This window comes from Amycolatopsis sp. cg13, assembly GCF_041346965.1.
Taxonomy (GTDB): domain Bacteria; phylum Actinomycetota; class Actinomycetes; order Mycobacteriales; family Pseudonocardiaceae; genus Amycolatopsis.
In genome coordinates this window covers 8,001,649-8,019,897 of sequence record NZ_CP166848.1, presented here as the reverse complement: position 1 = coordinate 8,019,897, position 18,249 = coordinate 8,001,649, and the positions used below count along the sequence as shown (strand labels likewise).

The following is an 18,249-nucleotide window of genomic DNA, read 5'->3' as shown; positions in this document are numbered from 1 at the left end:
GTGCGTGCGACGTACCCAGCAAGAACGCTCCGACGCGACGCGAGCCGCACTGATCAAGGCCGCCCGCGACCTCTTCGGCGCGCGCGGCTACCACGACGTGCCAGCCGAAGAAATCACTCGCACGGCCGGCGTCACGCGGGGCGCGCTCTACCACCACTTCGGCGACAAACAAGGCCTGTTCCGGGCCGTGGTCGAGGTGCTGGAACGGGAGCTTACCGCCGAGGTCTCGGAAGTCCTCGATTCCGCGGCGGACCCGCTTTCCGGGCTTTCTTCCGCGCTGGGAGTGTTCCTGGATGCTTGCCTGCGCCCGGACGTCCGGCGGATCTCCCTGACCGACGCCCCCGCCGTGCTGGGCTGGGACGCCTGGCGTGATCTTGAGGCCGAGTACGGCTTGGGGCTGGTCGCGGAGAACCTCGCGGCCGCGCGGGAGGCCGGGTTGATCGTGGATACGCCGGTGGATGCTTTGGCGCAGCTGGTCTTGGCCGCGGTGATGGAGGCCGCGCGGATGATCGCCCATGCCGATGACCCGGCGCGGGTGCGGGGGGACGTGCAGCAGGTGTTTTCGGGGTGGTTGAGCGGGTTGTTGCTTCCTAGGTGAGGAGCCTGGACGTGTAGCCGTGCGCTACCAGGTTCTCGAAGGCTCGCTCAACGTTTTTCGGAACGTCTTGGGGTATCGCGAATCCTCGCTGGGCGTAGACGCTGATCCGCTGGGTGTCGCCGACCAGCATGGTGATGACGCGGGCCACGTCGCCGATGCTTTGGAGGTACTCGTCCAGCGGCAGCGGCTGGGAGGCGCATCGGACTTCGACCTCGGGCCAGAGCTTTTTGCACGTCGCGTAGGCGCGGCGTTGTTGGTAGGGGCGCGAGATCAGCGTGACTTCCTTGACCCCGATCCCCTGTGCTGCCAACAACTCTCGGCTTCGCTTGATGTTGTCGCCGGTGTTGCGGGCCGTTGGCTCGACCAGGATCGCGTCGTCGGGAACGCCTAGCTCCAACGCGTGCTCCCGGTAGTGCACGGCTTCGCCACGCGGGAATCGCTCCACGGTTGTCGGTGCGTTGGCTCCGGTGAAGAGGATCTTGGGGAAGTAGCCCTGCTGGTACAGCTTCGCGGCGTGGGTGGCGACGCCGAGGTCGTGGCTGCCGAGCCCGATGCCGACGTCCGTGGGACGGAGGTCGTGGTGCAGGTCGTGGTAGTCCCAGAGCGTTTGGACGTCGGCGCGGAGATGCTCGGGGAGGGTGGTCGCGCGCTCGGACATGCGGGGACTCCGGGTCAGTCAGGGATCTTGAACGTATAGGACCAGGAGAACCGGCTCGCCGCGTGAACACCGCGCGCGAACTCCACGACCCGGCCGTCCTCGGTAAAGGTGCGGCGCTGCAGGACCATGACCGGTTCCCCAGCAAGGAGCTCCAGTGTCTCGATCTCGTCGGGCGTGGGCATGCGTGAGCAGACAGTCTCGCTGATCGTGTCCGGCTCGAGGCCCTGCAGCGTGAGGACCAGGAAGCCACCGCCTCGACCGGCTGGTCCCGGAGTGCCGTCGACGAGGCGGGTGCCCTCGACATCTTCCGGCCGATAGTAGCTGGAGAGAGTGTGTGTCGGTTGGCCTGCATCCTTGACCAGGCGCGCACGCTCGTAGACGGGCGAACCGACGTCGATGCTCAAAGCTTCGGCGACCTCCGTGTCCGCCTCGATCCGCGAAACGGTCTGGGTCTGATCCGCGGGCTTCCACTCGCGACCGGACGCCTCGCGGTCGGCGATGAACGCCACCGTGTCGCCGTACTTCCACTTGCTCTTGGCGTAGCGATCGGCACCGAGGCGCTTCATCGGCGGGCGTGCGCGAACGACGGTTCCGCGGCGGCGGATCGGTGTGACCAGCCCTTCGGCCTCCAGGAGACCGACAGCTTTGCGGACGGTGTTGACGTTGACGCCGTACTCCGCGGCCAGCTCCTCCTGCTTCGGCAACGTCGAGTCCGGGGCATAGTCGCCTCGCCGGATCGCGTCGCGCAGGATCGCGGCCAGGTCGCGGTACCCAATGCCCACGTCGTCCTCCTCCGTCGGCGATAACGCTAGCGGTATCAGCACCTCCCGACCTACCAGACTAGATAGAGGTAGTCCTATTGACAACTCTCCTCAGGGAAGCCTTCAATAGGACTACCTCTAATCCGGCGAGCGGTCCCCGGGGTTCCAGAACTCAGACATGCCAGCGGAAAGGCATCCACGATGGCGGCCAAAGCTGAACCAGCAACACTGCACGACGCGCACGCCTCCGCGACAACCCGACGGCCCGCGGCGGACGCGACCCGTTCCGACTGGGCGGGGTTCCACCTCACGAACGCGCGGATGTACCGAGCTGTCGCGGACTATGACCGCTGGCATCATCACGAAGCCCTGTACTGGGCTGACTATGAAGAGCGTCAGGCTGCGCTGTTCTCCCCGCCGCCCGAAGAGGCCAAGAGCGAACAGAGTTAGTCCACATTAGACACCGATGTCCACTGAGCTACGACTGCTGCTCAAAGCCGGATCGACTTCTGGTTCATGAACTATCCAGGCAGTCAGTGGGCCTGGGGTTGCTCCTGAGCGGACCGCCTCTGACCTGCTCGTTTGCTTCGGTTGGGTCCGGTCGCGTCCGGACCGATCTTGACGTCTGACGGCCCCACGACGGCCCAGCGCTGATTCGCGCCCCCAAGTTTCCGCCGCGCCCAGCCTCCCCCGTCTTCCTCGTCCCCGCCTCCGTTAGCACCGGTTCGACGGTGTCAAGGGTGGACGCATGCGGCCATCGCGAAGCGACGCCGAAGGCGCCCTTGATGGCGGCGTACCGGTGTTAAACGATCGATGACGAGGAAGCGGGCGGTCACGTTTCCGTACCGCCTGTAACAGCACTCGGCGCCGTGCCGTCTATGGCGATATGCGTCTCTACGGACCAGTCATCACCGGCGGCGGCGCGCCACCCGACGCCTCTTCCGGCGGGCCGCCCGCGGCCGGCGGCCGAAGCGGAGCGGCAGGCCGTCCGTGCCGCACTGGGCGAGCCCGCCGTACGCGCGGCGACCACGCGCCGCCGTCGGCGGCGCCTTGATCCCATAGAGCCAAGTTCGGCAGACGGGAGCAGATGAAGTGCCAAGTCAGAATGCGAGCCAACAGAGAGATTTAGTAAAGGAACGCAGAATATACTTCTTTGCCATCGATGCGGGCGCCAATAAACAAGGTGAGCCGAACAAGATTGATCTTTCCCCAATTTTAAGGAAGATCGGGGAAATGCCATTCAGTCTTAAATCTCGACGGTACCAGCAGGTTGGCAACTCTGGTGACCTACTGTGCACTTGGGTTGATTCGACTGAATATCCATTAAAGTTCAAGTTTGCCGCTATTCGCCGAAATGCGTTACCACAGTCTGAACTCGAGGGACAGTTGCGCGACCTCGTACTCGCAGATAATGAGGGAATCTGTGAGTCTTCGCACGTCTGTGTTTTCGAAGACGGCATTATTGGTATCGAGAATAACTTCTACGGTCCGCGCCCGTCTCGCCTTGCAGGATATCTGTTATCGGCCGGAAGTTCGGCCGTTTCAGACTTTGTCCTGGAGTCGCTCATTCGTGGCGATGCTGCCAGACAACTCCTGAACAAGAAGGAAATTAGGGCGATTGAGTTGAGAATCCGCTCTCCGTACGCCGAAGTTATTTCAGAATTGGACGAAACATTAGGGCAAGCCCTCAAGTCTATTGCGAGCGCAGGAAACGCGGAGACGGTCTCGATTGTACTCAGGCCAGGGCCTTATCGAAAAGTTAACCTGAATCCACGCTTCATTCCACTCCTTCGCCGACTTCTAGGAAGAGAAGATCTGCGGGAGAATACTCTTCGAATGACTGCAACGCTACTTGATCCTGAAACTAGGAAACCCGGAGAGGTGAATCTTCTGGACGATAAACTGGTAAGCACCAGAAAGATTTTGCGAGCCAACCGCCGGACTAGAGTCTTGGACTCTAGCGATGCCTACGAGAAAATAGTTGACGCTTACAATGAACTTCATGACGACTTGGTAAGCGCATACAAGACGACCATTAGCAGTATCTCAGCGGCTGACCCGGCAGAGGTTCAGTGAGCAGCGCGCGTTCCACCTGGGTGGAAGTCAGCATTTACATCACCGTAGCCACCTGCGCATCCCTTCTTGTTAAGATTTCATTCATCAACCACACACTGCTTGCAATAATGGATGGGCGACGAAGTGGTTTGTACCCTGCGATATTGAGCTTGGAAGGAACCATACTAGGATTTATCTTGGCAGCACTGGCGATTGCAATTGGATACAGTCAGGGTCCTCGTTTTGAATTACTGAAGTCAAGCAATCATTGGAATGGAATATTCGGTTCTTATACAAGGGGGTTGCGCTGGACCGCTGTCGCAGTCGCGACCTGCTTGTTAGCAACCCTACTCGACCAGGACCGTTCCCCAAGTCCCGTCTTCTGCACTATTGCCGCATGGTCACTGCTCTACAGTGCAATTTTTATCGCAAGACTGCTCTGGGTAACGGAGAGGTTTGTTGGCGTCGTCATTCAACAGAAGTCAAGAAAACCTGGGGAATAACGGTCCTAGAGCTACGAGTAGTACGGGTTAGCAATCTCGCTTAGCGCGTGTTTTATGCGCATCCTTATTGAGGGGTGAATTGAGAGCATTGACAAGCTCTCGACCGATGACCAGTGAACTTCTTTGCTTTCATCGCTTGTTTTAATATCTCCCTCAATCGGCTTAGCTCGAAAGCAGATCGAGAATTCTTGCCTGACCTCGCCATCGTCGTAAGCGATGACGTGGTTGGGGTTCGAGTAGAGACCGATCACGCCTGTGACTTCGCACTCGATACCGGTTTCCTCGCGCACCTCGCGGACGGCAGCCTGGGCAAGGGTTTCCCCTAGCTCAAGTTGCCCGCCCGGAATCGCGTACAGGTCGTTGTCGGTCCGCCGGATCATCAGGATTCGCCCCTCCTCGTCCTGGATGAACGCGGACACTGCGACGGCGATGCTGTTGGCCTTGGGTGCGTTCGGGTCGTTGTAGTAGTCAACTCGTGCCATGTGGTGCCTCCTAGAAGGTGGCGGGCTTGGCGAAGTTCCAAACGGCTTCGAAGCTCTCCGAGTATGTCTCGAAGAGATCCCCGGCTGAGAGTCTGCGCAGGTGCAAGGACGGGGCGTGCGCGCCCTGGAACCCGTAGACGTGCGTGTTGATGATCATCTCGTCGTCAAAGCGAAAGATCGAGTTGTAGAGCGTCGTGTTGTGGAACCGCATCTCGATCCCCTCGACGCCGATCAGTGGCCGGTAGGACGCCAGGGCGTTGCGGATGCGTGCCGGAAGCGTCCCGTCTCCGAGCTGTTCTTCTTCCCCACGTAGGGCGACGCTGTCACCTTCCGGGTCACCGAACACAAGTCGGATCTTCGCGCCGGCCGATGCCTTGGCTGCGATGTCCTTGATGAACCGCGGCCGTTCCACCAGGAACAGTGCGGCGTGTACCAGGATCTCGACGGTCTCTGACGCATCGTTGATCAGCCGGTCCCACAGCTCGACTGGGACGGCGTTGCGGTGTGGGAAGACCCGCACAACCTCGGCAGCCGCGGTCTCGGCCCTCCGCTCCGGGGCGACGGAGTCTGGCCATAGGTAGGTCTCCGATTCGCGCGCCATTGCGGCGATCTTGTGCCGGTGCTTCGGGTACGGGGTGCGGCCCTTGGTGATCCACCGCTCAACGGTCTTCTGATCGACCGTGAGGGCCTTGGCTACCTGCTCCAGTGTGAGCCCGTTGCGGAGCAGCGCGTCACGCAGCCGTTCGTTCGGCATCTGCACCCCTTAGGACGTGTAGGGACGTCTTCAACCGTACCAGGGACGTCCTGAGATGTCCCGCCATGTGGTGATCATGTCCCGCCTTTTGCCGGAGATTGGGTGGCAAGTTGCCGAGACTCGCTCGGCGGCACGGCCTAAAGGGAGGCACGCATGACGGCTACAAGCGCGGCATCGGTGCTAGATGACCCGTCGAGCGACGTGGCAACACGGGCGTTCCACCAGCGTGCGGTGTAGGCGCGAGCGACATGCGGGACACGGTCCAGATTCACGTGACGGCAGACTTGCCGATCCGCGTCCGCGCGCTGACGTATGCGAACCGAGCCGAGATCCGCTTCGGCAAGGCGTTCCCCGTAGTGCTCCTCGTCGACTCCGACGCCATTGCTGTGCTGGGCAAGCAGCTCGAAGAGGCGCGAACCGCCCTGGTCACAGGGACACGAACGAAGTGCGGCGACCAAACGCAGGAAATGACTGACTGACAAAGAAAACAGGGAGTTAGTGGGATGGCTATCGACAAGGGACATCGGTTCGGCATCGACTTCGACGAGGCGTTCCCGCAGGGGCTTGTGATGGTGGGAGAGGTGGCTCCGGACAACGAGTATCAGTCCCGGGAGGATCGGGCGGCGAATCGTCCTGCGCGGCAACGCATTGACGAGGTGACGGGTAAGCGGCAGTGGAAGGCGGCAGTCACGGATCCGGGTGAGGCGCGGGCGAAGCGCGCTTCGTTTGAGATCACGTTCGTGGCGGATGTGCAGCCGGTGCCGACGACGTCGGAGGTGTTGCCGGGGATGCGGCCGGTCGAGTTGGACGGGTTGACGGCTGAGCCACGCGTCGGCGGGCAGGGTGAGTTCAAGTATCAGACGTACGTGTTCCGCGCGACGGGCTTCAAGGCCGAAGGGGCGAGTGCCCTGGGTAAGTCGTCTCGGTCGGCTGGCTCGTCGCCTGCGGAGGCTGTGGGGAAGGCGGCGTAGGCGTGGACGCAGGTTCGCCCGAAATGGGCGATCACGACGGCACCCGGTCTCGCGTTGCAGACAGACATGATGCGGCTGACGGTCACGTCGCCGGCCCGCTGGGCCGGGACCCATTCGGGATGGAGGTGACACGATGATACGAACCACGGACATGCTGACTCCCCGCGCGCGTGGACTCGGTGCCGCGCTACGGGACGCCCGGCTCGAGGCGCACTACGGCTTGCGGGAGTTGTCGCGACGGGTCGGCGTGAACCCGGCGTTGGTGTCGAACTGGGAACTGGGCCAGCGCGTCCCGAACCCGGAGGACGTGGCCGGGATTCTGGGCGCATTGGGTGTGACGGGCGAGAAGAAGGCCTGGATCATGTCTCTTGCCCGTGGGGCCGCCGGTCCGGGTTGGTTCACGCCGGGGCCGCAGGGCAGTCCGACGCACTTCACCACGCTGGTGGCGCACGAGCGGGCAGCGCGGTCGATGACGGTGTGGGCACCGTTGATGATCCCGGATCTGTTGCAGATCCCCGACTACGCGGGGTTCGCCTGCAGCACCGAGCTTGCCGATGCCAGTGCGCTGCAAGAGAACGTCGACAAGCGGATGCAGCGCAAGGGCGTGCTGTTCGGTGCGAAGGTCATTCGGGCAGACATGTTCATTGCGGTGGAAGCGCTGCGGAACCACTTCGGGGACGACGATGTCATGCTGCGTCAGTTGCGGTTCATCACAGACGTGATGGTCATGTCCCGCACCATCACCGTCCGCGTCGTACCGAGCGAAGCGGCATCCACGTCGGTGCTGGGTGGGGCGTTCACGCTGTGTCGGATGAAGGATCGCTCGTCGGTGGTCTACTGCCCGCACCACGGCGTCGGCGTGTTTCTTGTTGATGAGCAGGCCGCTCCGTACCTGGAGGTCATGGACCGGCTCGCCAAGATGGCGTTGTCCCCGGCGAAATCGTTGCATCGGCTGGAAGCAGAGGCCGACCAGCTGGTGCGGGCGCTGGAGGCGCAGCGACAGGCGAATGATGCGTCGCTGGTCGAGATTCTTGCGGGTGAGGAGCGAGCCGACTAGCTCCTGATCCACTTACGTTCATAACGAAAAAAGCGCACGGGGACGTGTGCTGTCTTCAACGCGTCCTTGTGTGGGGATTTTCGTTCCGTATAAACGCAGAACCGGCTCTTGGCTACCAACCTGCACCGGTTCTGCGCTGTCCACTGGGAAGTGAACAATGGGAACTGTAACGGGTTCTGCGCGGCGTTCGTCAACAGGGGTCACCCGGATGCGTTGCGCCACTTGTAAGAAGTTCGCCCGTATGCTGCCGGGCGAGATTGAATGCGCTCCCTGCCAAGGGATGTTGCCGCTTGACCTGCCTTCTGGTGCGGGGGCTCGTGTCGAGGGTGGTGAGCGTCGATGAACGCGGGGATGCTCCTGGCCCTCAGCGCGGGTCTGGCGATTGTGTTGTGGGTACTGGCGAAACTGGGACGTGCTCTGGCGGCCATTGTGGAAACGCTGGCGGCGTTGGCGTTCGTGGGACTTGCACTGTGGACAGTTGCGCGGGCGGTCGGCTGGCTGGTTCGGCAACTCCTGACCCGCTGGCGGACCTGCCTCACCGTGCTCGCGATCGCGGCGTGGGTGCACTGGTGTGGCTGGCTGTCCCTGGTGATCACGCTCGGCGCGCTGGGCCTGATCGCGATGGTGTGGCACCAGCTTGATGTGGTCAGGTTCGATCGGTGGTGTGGCCGGTGGCTGCGGTCGTGGTGGCTGCGCTGGGCGGTCTACGGACGCAAGGTGCCGAACTGGTTGCACGCCTGCGGCCTGACCGTGCGCGACGAGGCCATCCCGGTGGATGTCACGGTGAATCTGGTGTCACGGCGGCGGAAGCGGGAGGCCGTTACGCGGGCGCGCCGGGCGTCGGGGGTAGCGGTGCCCAAGCTGCGACAGGTCCGGTCCGGGCCGTCGTGGGATGAGGTTCGGGTGCAGCTCGTGCCGGGCCAGAAACCGGAGGACTTCGACGACGCGGCCCGTGCGCTGGCTACGGCGCGGAAGGTGACGCGGGTCCAGGTGCGGGAGATCGCGCCGGACGTGGTGTCGCTGGATTTCATGCGCCGCGACCTGTTGTCCGCTCCGGTGCGGTGCCGGCCGTTGCCTGACCTGGTGCCGGTCGACGGGCTGCGGGTCGATCTGCGGGCGATCTTCGCCGGAACGACCGAGTACGGGACCCCGTGGCGGCTGCCGCTGGCTGGCCCCGGTGCGCACATCTTGGTGGCGGGTGCCAGTGGTGCGGGGAAAAACTCGGTGATGTGGAGCCCGCTGGTGTCGGCCGCCTCGGCGATCCGCTCCGGTTTGGTACGAGTATCCGGTGTGGACCCGAAAGGCATGGAACTCGCCTACGGCCGTGGAATCTTCGCCCGCTACGCCGTGTCCGGAAAGGACACACTGACGTTGTTGGAAGGGCTGCGGGATGAGCTGGAGCGCCGCAAGCGCGAGTTCGCCGGACAGACCCGCGACGTGCCGATCTCCACAACGTTTCCATTGGAACTGCTGGAGTTCGACGAGATCGGAGCCCTGACCCGCTACACCGACCGCAAAACACGCGAGTCCATTGTGGAACACATCGCGGTACTCAACACCCAGGGCCGGGCGTTGGGGATGTCGGTCCGCGGGTACGTGCAGGAACCGACGAAGGACACCGTTCCGGTGCGAGAACTGTTCACCCGCCGGGTGTGCCTGCGCGTCACATCCAAAACCCACGTCCCGATGGTCCTCGGCGACGGCGCCTACGAACGCGGAGCCTGGGCCAACCGCATCCCCGAAACCACACCCGGCGTCGGCTACGTGTGGGGCGAAGGCATCCGTGAACCCCTCCGCGTACGCGCCGGATGGGTCTCCGACGAGACGGTCAAGGCACTGGAGCGCTACGTCACCAACGGCGGCCGTGCCGATCTGGGCGCCCGGGGACAGGAGGCGGCGGCATGAACCGGCTGATGATCTTCCTGGATGCCATCCGAGACCACCTGGATCTGTACCAGCTGCCGCCGGTTGCGTCGCTGGATGTGACGGCGTGGTCGCGACCGATCACGGTGCAGCTGGATGCGGAGGGGCTGTCGGAGGTCGCGCGGGCGTTACGGGTGTGGGCGCACACCCTCGACGACGTCACCGCGAACCTGTGGCGGGTCCGCGATGGGGTGTCGGTGCACCTGTCCATCACCGGCCGGACCCCGTGCGGGATCCCGGTCCGGGTCTATGGGGCGGTGCCGTTTGATCCGAGCACGTTCCCGGATCTGCCGGCCGGGGACACGCAGGAGATGCCGGTGTCTCTGCTGCGCGACTGGACGTTGCCCGGGGAGGTGGCTGCCTGATGACCGAAACGACGACGCGTGCGGAGCGGATGCGGGCGCCCCTGGCCGAGGACGTGATCCGGGCAACGGCCGAGAAGCACGGCGTGTGTGTGCGGCCGTTCACGATGGAGGTCGGCGATCAGGACACCGGGGAACTGCGCTATGTCCCGGTCCCGTGCGGATCCACAGTGGAATCCGTCTGCCTGCCCTGCGCCCGGAAAGCCAAAGCACTGCGACAGGTGCAGTGCCGTGAAGGCTGGCACATGACCGAGGAGCCCGACCTCACCCCCGAGGAGCCCAGCGACGACCAGACGGAGTTGGTGACCTACCGGGCGGATCTCGTCGCCGCCTACCGGGACGTCGTCGACCAGGACCCGGCAGAGGCCGAGGAACTGCGGGAGGAGATCCGAGGCGTGGACGAGGAACTTCGGCAACTCGGCGTCCGGGGTCGGCTTCCCTCGGTTGAGCTGCCCACGCGGAAGGCGGTGAAGCGGTCGACCCGACGACGGCAGGACGCACCGAACCTACCTCGTCGGAAGATCACCAAGACCACGGTGGGCCGGGAGTACGCAGGGCGGTTTCGGCCGTCGATGTTCGTCACGCTCACCTGCGACACCTACGGCCGTGTTCGCTCGGACGGTTCGCCGGTCGACCCATCGAGTTACCACTACCGGCGGGCGGCCCGGGACGCGGTGCATTTCTCCGCGCTAGTGGATCGGTGGTGGCAGAACCTTCGTCGCGTCGTCGGGTGGGACGTGCAGTACTTCGCGACCGTCGAGCCGCAGAAGCGGACCGCACCGCACCTGCACGCGGCGGTACGGGGCTCGATCTCGCACGAGGTGATCCGGCTGGTTACCGAGGCGACCTATCACCAGGTGTGGTGGCCGAATCACGACGAGGTCGTCTACACGGACCGGCTGCCCGCCTGGGATGGCCCGGAACGTGGGTTCGTCGACCCGGAGACACGGCAACCGTTGACCAGCTGGGACGGCGCAGTAGAGCAGGTCGAGGATCCGGCGCATGTGGTGACTTTCGGGCGGCAAGTGCACTCCAAGGGGATCTTGGGTGGGAGTGAGGAGGCCGGCCGTCACATCGGCTACCTCACCAAGTACCTGACGAAGTCCACCGGCGAAGTGGTCGAAGCCGACACGGCCGCGCTGGCCGATCACCACGACCGGCTGCACGCCGAACTGACCATCACCCCGTGCTCGCCCCGGTGCGCGGTCTGGCTGCTCTACGGCATCCAACCCAAAGGTGCCAACGGGAAGACCACTCCTGGCCACTGCAAGGGCCGGGCACATCAGCGAACCACCCTCGGCCTTCCGGGTCGACGGGTGCTGGTGTCACGCAAGTGGTCGGGCAAGACGCTCGTGGACCACAAAGCTGACCGGCGTGGCTTCGTCCTGGACGCCTTGGCCGCTGTCGGGATCGAGAAGCCGCAACCGGATCCGGCCCGGCAGGTCTGGCGCAAGGTCGACGCCGGAGACCCACACGTCCCGCCCCGGCCGCACCTGGTCATGCACGCCATCGCCGAACGCATCGCCTGGAAAGCCGAATACGACCGAGCCCTACTCGCCGCAGCTGGGCCGCCCGAAACTTCGGCAACTCAGCTGGCGGCCTGACGAAGGGAGGTTCGATGAGTGCACAAGTCACGGTGGTGAGCGTCGAGGGCCTTTGGTCACCAGACGAGTTGGCGACGTTCCTCGGCATTCCATCGAAGACGCTGCGGGACTGGCGTTTCAAGGGCTACGGGCCGTCCTGGATGAAGATCGGGAAGCACGTTCGGTACCGACCAGAGACGGTGCGTCGATGGCTCGAAACCTTGCACGGCACAACAGAAGCGGCGTAACTGCCGACCGTAGCGACTCCTCCCCACGCCTCGACCATGAGGCGTGGGGAGGAGTCGCGTTCACCAACAACCAAGGAGACGGCATGAAAGGTCACGTACAGGACCGCTGGTGGCGGCCAAAAACGGACGAGAGTGGCAAACCAGTCTTGAACGCCAGGGGGAATGTGGCCCGTGAAAAGACCGAAAGGTTCGGCAAAGGCGAGCGTTACAAGGTTCGGTACTTCGACGCTGAAGGCAACGAACGATCCAAGTCCTTTCCGGACAAAGAACTGACCAGGGCACGCGCATTCCTGACCAAGATGCAACACGACGTGCTCACCGGCGAGTACATCGCACCCGAGTCCGGCGACGAGAAGTTCCGCGACTACACAACCCAATGGCAGAAGGGACAGTCCGCAGACGCAGGCACTCGGCAGACAGTCAACAGCCACCTCAAGACCGGGATCTTTCCTTTTCTCGGCGACAAGTCGTTAAAGGCGGTCGAGAAAACCGACACGATCCGGGATTGGCTCGACTGGCTTGAACGCCCAAAGGAGGAGGGCGGTCGGAACCTCATGGCGTCGTACCGCGCGGTCCTCTTCGACACGGTCTCGGCGATCCTTCAGGCAGCGACGGACGACAAGAAGATTCGCTCGAACCCCTGCCGCGCCAAGAGCATCAAACGACCAAAACCTATACAGCGCAAGGTGATCCCGTGGCCGGAGTCCCGCGTGCACGCGGTTCAGCTTGCACTGCCGCCGGAGTACACGGTGGTGGTGCCGCTGGGTGCCGGGCTCGGGCTGCGTCAGATGGAGATGTTCGGTTTCAGCCCGGACGACGTCGACCGTGACGAGATGATCGTGAACGTCCAACGGCAAATACGGTGGATCGGCGGTGTGCCAGTGTTCTCCCCACCCAAGGGCGGCAAGACACGTGTGGTCCCGCTCGGGGCGGGTGTACTCGACGGGATTGACGACCACATGGCGATGCACGAGCCGATCACGCTCACCCTTCCCTGGCTTGAACCCGGCGGGCGTCCCGAGACGGTGCAACTGCTCATCAGCCGGGTTCTGCGGCGTTCCCGTCAGTACCGGAACAAGCCGGTGTGGCACATCATCAAGGGCTCGAACTTCACCAAGACCGAGTGGAAGTCCGCATTCGCAGCGGCCGGCCTGGACTACGTGGACCGGCGCGACGGGATGCACGCAATGCGGCACTTCTACGCTTCGTCGCTACTCGCGCAAGGTGTCTCTATCAAGGAAGTCGCGGAGTACCTCGGCCATCACGACCCCGGCTACACTCTCCGGATCTACACCCACCTCGTGCCGTCGAGCCACAAGCGAGCCCGGGCCGCCGCCGACGAGGTGTTCACGCCCCGCCGGGCTGCCGCCGATTCCGCGACGGCCCGACGACGACCCGAAGGGGCTTAGCGCAACAAAACCGCAGGTCAGAGGCGGATGGATTTCTTGTTCATGAACTCCTCAATCCCCGACGGCCCCAACTCCCGCCCCATCCCGGACCGTTTGATCCCGCCAAAGGGCAAATCCGCCTGCGACCCGCCGGACTTGTTGAAATACACCATCCCCGCCTCCAGCCGATCCGCCGCGCGACGCATCCGAACCGGATCCGTGCCGAAAACCGCCGCGCCCAAACCGAACGGCGAGTCATTGGCGATCTCAATAGCATGATCATCCGAATCGGCCGGGAACAAGATCGCCACCGGCCCGAAGATCTCCTCCCGGTAAGCGTCCATCTCCGGCGTGACATCAGTCAGCACAGTCGCATCCAGATAAGCCCCCTCGCCACGCCGTCCGCCCGTCCGCAGCGTCGCGCCTTGCTCCACCGCGCGAGCCACCTGACCAGCCACCTCGTCAGCGGCAGCGACGGAAGCCAGCGGAGGCAGCTTGGCAGCCGGGTCCGAGGGATCCCCCGGGACGTAATAGTCCGCGACCCGCTTGGCGAAGCGGTCCACGAATTCCTCATAAAGGTCAGACTGGACAATGATCCGCTTAGGCGCATTACAGGACTGCCCGCAGTTACGCATCCGCGCAGTCGCCACAGCCCGCACCGTTTCGTCCAAATCCGCGGTATCGAGCACCAGCAACGGATCCGCACCACCCAGTTCCAGCACGCATCGCTTCAGATTCCGGCCGGCTTCGGCCGCCACGGAGATACCGGCCCGTTCGCTGCCCGTCAGGGAAACGCCTTGAATGCGCGGATCAGCAAGGATCGACGGAACCTGACGGCTCGAGGCGAAGACGTTTACGTAAGCATCATCCGGAACGCCCGCTTCGTGCAGAATCGCCTCGATCGCCAGCGCTGAACGCGGGCAGATCGACGCGTGTTTGAGCAGGATCGTGTTGCCCAGCACCAGATTCGGCGCGACGAACCGGGCCACCTGGTAGCACGGGAAGTTCCACGGCATCACACCGAGCAGCGCGCCGATCGGTTCCTTGCGGATCACCGCGGAACCACCGCGGATGGCGAGCGGCTGGTCGGCGATCAGGTCCGGGCCGCGCTCCGCGTAGTAACGGAAGATGTCCACGACGATCCCGACCTCGCCGCGGCCCTCGTTGACGCGCTTGCCCATCTCCACCGTCATGATGGCGGCCAGCTCGTCCGCGCGCTGCTCGAAAAGGTCCGCGGCGCGGGCGACGATCGCTGCTCGTTCCCCCACCGGACGGTTCCGCCAGCTGCGATATCCGTAGCCGACGCGTTCGATCGCCGCGCGAACCTCCGAGTCGGTCGCGTTCTCGATCTCCTCGATCAGCTGGCCCGTTGCCGGGTCGGTCACCGTGTACATCGCGGTCTCCCTGCGGTCGGCATCCTCGGCGACATACTATTGCATACAGTATCCCGTGTATAGATGACACAGGGTAGCTGATTCTTGACCGAGCGCGGGCGGCCGAGTATGGTCTAGACCACAAATCTCCCCACCCCCACCGCCCGCGTTCCACCCCACCGCGGGTTCGTCGGTCGTGCCGTGGCTCGTCCGGCCGCCCTCCGGCGCGGGAGCGGGCCCGGCTTCGAAGGAGCCACCATGCCCCGCAAACGCACGATGCTCGCCGCTCTCGGCGGCGCGGTCCTCGCTCCGGTGCTGATGCTGATCGGCCCCGGCATCGCCAGCGCGCACGGGTACGTGAATTCCCCGCCGAGCAGGCAGGCCCAATGCGCGGACGGAACGGTGTCCTGCGGCGACATCAAATGGGAACCGCAGAGCGTCGAAGGGCCCAAGGGCCTGCAGAGCTGCAGCGGCGGCAACGACCGGTTCGCCGACCTCGACGACGACAGCAAGGGCTGGAAGGTCACCCAGGTCGGCACCCAGGTCACCTTCACCTGGGTGTTCACCGCGCGCCACCGCACCAGCGACTACGAGTACTTCATCGGCGGCACCCAGGTCGCGAGCTTCAGCGGCAACGACCAGGCCCCGCCGGAAACCGTGTCGCACCAGGTCGACCTGAGCGGCTACACCGGACAGCAGAAGGTGCTCGCGGTGTGGAACATCGCCGACACCGGCAACGCGTTCTACGCCTGCATCGACTTGAACGTTTCCTGACCGCGCGAATGCCGGGCAGCCGGGCGGAATCCGCTCCGGCTGCCCGGTGTTTCATCCGGCGAAGGCCTCGGCGACGGCGAGGCTGTCTTCGTACACGTGATACCGCGTGATCAATCCGCCCGAGACGGTCAGGCACACCGCGAAGCTCGTCGCGAACCGCTTGCCGGTCACCTTCACCGTCTGGGCACTCGTCCCGACGAGCACCGCGTCCTGGCCGTCGATCAGGATTCGGTCGACCCGAACTTCTTCGGGGGCACAAGCGATTCCGAGCGTCCGGAAGTGGTCCGCGACGTCCGCCCGGGTGGAGCGAGGGCGGATCCACGGCACCGCGGGATGCTCCGGTTCCGGCCAGCTGACCCACCAGTCGACCGCTTCCGCGAAAAGCTCCGCGATCCGGTCCGGATCGCCCTGCGTCACCCGGCGTACGAATTCGTCCGCCGTCGCCCGAGCGTCCGGAAACGCGGGACGCGGCGGTTCGGCGAACTGGCAGTCGCGCCGGATGCGGCCGTCCTCGCCGAGTTCAGCCACGACAAACCCGGTCCAGGCAACGTCCCCGCCCGCCGCGGGGGCCAGGTAGGTGTTGAACCGGACCATCCCGTGATGGCCCACCGCGTCTCCGGCGGACCGGAACACAAATCCCGCCCCGCCAACGAATTCCTCGAAAGCCTCGCCCACCCGGCGCTCAAGAGCCTGATGACCTCGATGCTCCGCGGACTCCGTGAACTGCACCCCGTCCTCGGCCCACAACGAGGTGATCGCCTCGCGCCGGGCGGCCGGGTCGGATTCGTTCCACACTGCGACATACCGATCGGCGAACGCGCCGGCGTCAATCTCGTGATCCATGCCCGGACGCTAACCGCGCTCCACTGACATCCTGTGTCAGCGAAGCGCGGCGCTCTTCTTGCCGACCAGGAACCACAGCACCGGCCCGAGGAACGGCGCGCAGAACGCGAAGACCACCCACACGAACTTCATCCCGAGGCCGAGCGGACTGCCGAGCACGCTCACCAACGCGCCGAGAAACAGCAGAACCGGAAACGCCACCAGTGCCACTATCCCGGCGACGGCGGCGAACTGCAGGCCTTGATGGACGGTGTCGGCCAGGACGGCGGTCATCAGTCGGTTTCCTCTCGCACAGCGGGCTGAGGTCCATTGTGCGAGCCGAACCGCCTGGCCCGGATCGGCTTGACGGCTCGATCCGGGTACCGCTTAAGTCGTACGCGCGTCCACTATGGACATTAGGCTCCGAACAGCTCGAGCAAGGCCGCCGGTGCGTCAGGGCGGAAACAGCTGTCGAGACTTTGCGCCGACTCCGTCGCGGATTTCGCGCTCCGCGGGAACAACGCCGCCTCGTATTCCGCGAGCGCGCTTTCGACGTCGTCCGGGTGCCCGGCCAGTGCGAGCCCCAACTCGGCACCGTCGAGCATGGCGAGGTTCGCGCCCTCCCCCGCGAACGGTGACATCAGGTGCGCGGCATCGCCGACCAGCGTGACGCCGGGCACCCGCGCCCACGAATGCTCGACGGGGAGCGCGTGGATCAGCCGCGGGACCAGGTCGCCGTCCGCGTCCGTGACCAGGGCGCGGAGCTGGTCAGACCAGCCGTCGAAGTGACTCAGCACGGCGGCCTTGGCGGCGTCGCGATCGGTGAAGTCGATCGACGCGACCCAGGTTTCCGGGACACGCACGGCGGCGTAGACGTGCAGGCTGCCGTCCGGTTCGCGGTGCGCGAGGAAGCCTTTGTCCTCGCCGAGCGCGAAACTCATCCCGCCGCCGAGGAGAGCTGCCGCCTCTGGGTGCCGGGAGTCGGCGTCGAGGAGATCGATCTCGACGAAGGAGATGCCGGTGTAGGCCGGTTTTTCCGGCGAGACCAGCGGGCGGATCCGCGACCAGGCGCCGTCGGCCCCGATGAGCACGTCCGTGGTGAGCGACGTGCCGTCGGCGAGAGTGAGGCGATGCCGCCCGTCAGGCAGCGGCTCCGCGGCGGTGACCTTCGTGCCCCAGCGGACGGTGCCTTCCGGCAGCGAATTGAGGAGGAGGTCGCGCAGGGCTCCACGGTCGATCTCCGGACGCCCGCCACTGCCGTCGTCCGCCTCAGAGAACAAGAGGGCGGCGGTTCGGTCGTAGACGCGGGTCTCCTGGCCGCCTGAGTGGACCAGGGCGCGGAATTCCTCGTGCAGACCGGCGGCACGGAGGGCGACCTGGCCGGAGTCGTCGTGGATGTCGAGCATGCCGCCCTGCGCGCGGGCGGACGGAGAGGCGTCGAGGTCGAGGACAGTGGCTTCGATGCCGTGGACGTGCAGGACGCGGGCGAGGCTGAGACCGCCGAGGCCGGCACCGACGATGGTGATGGTCATGAGGTGCTCCGTTTCTTTTTCGAGGGTGACTGGCTTGAGTTTAACGAACATGTTCGTTACGAACAAGTTCGTTGCGGAGTGACGCCGGTCAACTGTCTCCCTCGTTCGTGGGCAGGCGGGCAGGCGGGCAGGCGGGCAGGCGGGCAGGCGGGCAGGCGGGCAGGCGGGCAGGCGGGCAGGCGGGCAGGCGGGCAGGCGGGCAGGCGGGCAGGCGGGCAGAGGATGATTCAGCCGGGGAACAGCTTCGGCGCACCGGGCCCGGCGGCGAATGCACAACGATTCGCCAAGCGACGCAACCTGATCGAGGTTCGGCCGTCGCCGGCTACCCGAGCCGACCAAGCGGTCACTCGATTGGTGGCGACCCAGATCACCTTATGGGGCCGGAACATTCGCGCGTCTGGTGCG

General features: G+C 64.7%; 20 protein-coding genes. 12 read left to right on the top strand and 8 right to left on the bottom strand.

The window, feature by feature from the left end; all coding sequences use genetic code 11:
• Positions 1-4: 4 nt before the first annotated feature.
• Positions 5-598, top strand: coding sequence for a TetR/AcrR family transcriptional regulator (locus AB5I40_RS37585; protein WP_370934908.1), 594 nt, complete (start codon positions 5-7; stop codon positions 596-598).
• Here AB5I40_RS37585 and AB5I40_RS37580 read toward each other — a convergent pair.
• Both AB5I40_RS37580 and AB5I40_RS37575 read right to left on the bottom strand, forming a co-directional pair.
• The gene (locus AB5I40_RS37580; RefSeq protein WP_370934907.1) at positions 591-1,256 is read right to left on the bottom strand and encodes a YdcF family protein; all 666 of its coding nucleotides are present in this window, start codon (positions 1,254-1,256) and stop codon (positions 591-593) included. The two genes, AB5I40_RS37585 and AB5I40_RS37580, sit on opposite strands and share 8 nt — an antisense overlap.
• Positions 1,257-1,270: 14 nt before the next feature.
• On the bottom strand, positions 1,271-2,038 hold the full coding sequence (locus tag AB5I40_RS37575; protein WP_370934906.1) for a GntR family transcriptional regulator: 768 nt from the start codon (positions 2,036-2,038) through the stop codon (positions 1,271-1,273).
• Positions 2,039-2,218: 180 nt separating this feature from the next.
• On the opposite strand from AB5I40_RS37575, the gene AB5I40_RS37570 reads away from it, so the two are divergent.
• Together AB5I40_RS37570 and AB5I40_RS37565 are read left to right on the top strand one after the other, a co-directional pair.
• Entirely contained in the window at positions 2,219-2,467 is a 249-nt protein-coding gene (locus AB5I40_RS37570; protein ID WP_370934905.1) for an AMED_5909 family protein, read from the top strand.
• Between the two features lie 642 nt (positions 2,468-3,109).
• Entirely contained in the window at positions 3,110-4,093 is a 984-nt protein-coding gene (locus AB5I40_RS37565) for a DUF6731 family protein (RefSeq protein ID WP_370934904.1), read from the top strand.
• 493 nt (positions 4,094-4,586) lie between these two features.
• Here AB5I40_RS37565 and AB5I40_RS37560 read toward each other — a convergent pair whose 3' ends face one another.
• Both AB5I40_RS37560 and AB5I40_RS37555 read right to left on the bottom strand, forming a co-directional pair.
• Positions 4,587-5,057 (bottom strand): NUDIX hydrolase, encoded by a 471-nt coding sequence (locus tag AB5I40_RS37560; RefSeq protein WP_370934903.1) that lies wholly within the window; start codon positions 5,055-5,057, stop codon positions 4,587-4,589.
• A 10-nt stretch (positions 5,058-5,067) separates the two neighbouring features.
• Complete coding sequence (locus tag AB5I40_RS37555) at positions 5,068-5,811, bottom strand: XRE family transcriptional regulator (protein ID WP_370934902.1); 744 nt, start codon at positions 5,809-5,811, stop codon at positions 5,068-5,070.
• Positions 5,812-6,059: 248 nt separating this feature from the next.
• Between AB5I40_RS37555 and AB5I40_RS37550 the strand changes: the two genes are divergently transcribed.
• The 8 genes from AB5I40_RS37550 to AB5I40_RS37515 all read left to right on the top strand — a co-directional run bounded on the left by AB5I40_RS37550 (position 6,060) and on the right by AB5I40_RS37515 (position 13,364).
• Positions 6,060-6,290, top strand: coding sequence for a hypothetical protein (locus AB5I40_RS37550; RefSeq protein WP_370934901.1), 231 nt, complete (start codon positions 6,060-6,062; stop codon positions 6,288-6,290).
• A gap of 24 nt (positions 6,291-6,314) precedes the next feature.
• Positions 6,315-6,782 (top strand): hypothetical protein, encoded by a 468-nt coding sequence (locus tag AB5I40_RS37545; protein ID WP_370934900.1) that lies wholly within the window; start codon positions 6,315-6,317, stop codon positions 6,780-6,782.
• Between the two features lie 151 nt (positions 6,783-6,933).
• Positions 6,934-7,839: a helix-turn-helix domain-containing protein gene (locus AB5I40_RS37540; protein WP_370934899.1), complete on the top strand. Its 906-nt coding sequence runs from the start codon at positions 6,934-6,936 to the stop codon at positions 7,837-7,839.
• A gap of 339 nt (positions 7,840-8,178) precedes the next feature.
• The gene (locus AB5I40_RS37535; protein WP_370934898.1) at positions 8,179-9,744 is read left to right on the top strand and encodes an FtsK/SpoIIIE domain-containing protein; all 1,566 of its coding nucleotides are present in this window, start codon (positions 8,179-8,181) and stop codon (positions 9,742-9,744) included.
• On the top strand, positions 9,741-10,127 hold the full coding sequence (locus AB5I40_RS37530; protein ID WP_370934897.1) for a hypothetical protein: 387 nt from the start codon (positions 9,741-9,743) through the stop codon (positions 10,125-10,127). Before AB5I40_RS37535 ends, AB5I40_RS37530 begins: the two co-directional genes overlap by 4 nt.
• Positions 10,127-11,728, top strand: a complete 1,602-nt coding sequence (locus tag AB5I40_RS37525; RefSeq protein ID WP_370934896.1) for a replication initiator — start codon at positions 10,127-10,129, stop codon at positions 11,726-11,728. The genes AB5I40_RS37530 and AB5I40_RS37525 overlap by 1 nt, the downstream gene beginning before the upstream one ends.
• A gap of 14 nt (positions 11,729-11,742) precedes the next feature.
• Positions 11,743-11,955, top strand: coding sequence for a helix-turn-helix domain-containing protein (locus AB5I40_RS37520; protein WP_370934895.1), 213 nt, complete (start codon positions 11,743-11,745; stop codon positions 11,953-11,955).
• A gap of 83 nt (positions 11,956-12,038) precedes the next feature.
• Entirely contained in the window at positions 12,039-13,364 is a 1,326-nt protein-coding gene (locus AB5I40_RS37515; protein ID WP_370934894.1) for a tyrosine-type recombinase/integrase, read from the top strand.
• Between the two features lie 17 nt (positions 13,365-13,381).
• Here AB5I40_RS37515 and AB5I40_RS37510 read toward each other — a convergent pair whose 3' ends face one another.
• Positions 13,382-14,737: an NAD-dependent succinate-semialdehyde dehydrogenase gene (locus AB5I40_RS37510; RefSeq protein WP_370934893.1), complete on the bottom strand. Its 1,356-nt coding sequence runs from the start codon at positions 14,735-14,737 to the stop codon at positions 13,382-13,384.
• A gap of 237 nt (positions 14,738-14,974) precedes the next feature.
• On the opposite strand from AB5I40_RS37510, the gene AB5I40_RS37505 reads away from it, so the two are divergent.
• Positions 14,975-15,490, top strand: coding sequence for a lytic polysaccharide monooxygenase auxiliary activity family 9 protein (locus tag AB5I40_RS37505; protein ID WP_370934892.1), 516 nt, complete (start codon positions 14,975-14,977; stop codon positions 15,488-15,490).
• Positions 15,491-15,541: 51 nt separating this feature from the next.
• Here AB5I40_RS37505 and AB5I40_RS37500 read toward each other — a convergent pair whose 3' ends face one another.
• The 3 genes from AB5I40_RS37500 to AB5I40_RS37490 form a co-directional block, all read right to left on the bottom strand.
• Positions 15,542-16,333, bottom strand: coding sequence for a nuclear transport factor 2 family protein (locus tag AB5I40_RS37500; protein WP_370934891.1), 792 nt, complete (start codon positions 16,331-16,333; stop codon positions 15,542-15,544).
• A gap of 36 nt (positions 16,334-16,369) precedes the next feature.
• Positions 16,370-16,606: a PLDc N-terminal domain-containing protein gene (locus AB5I40_RS37495; RefSeq protein WP_370934890.1), complete on the bottom strand. Its 237-nt coding sequence runs from the start codon at positions 16,604-16,606 to the stop codon at positions 16,370-16,372.
• 122 nt (positions 16,607-16,728) lie between these two features.
• A complete protein-coding gene (locus AB5I40_RS37490) occupies positions 16,729-17,844 on the bottom strand; it encodes an FAD-dependent oxidoreductase (protein WP_370934889.1) in 1,116 nt (371 codons plus the stop codon).
• Between the last annotated feature and the right edge of the window lie 405 nt (positions 17,845-18,249).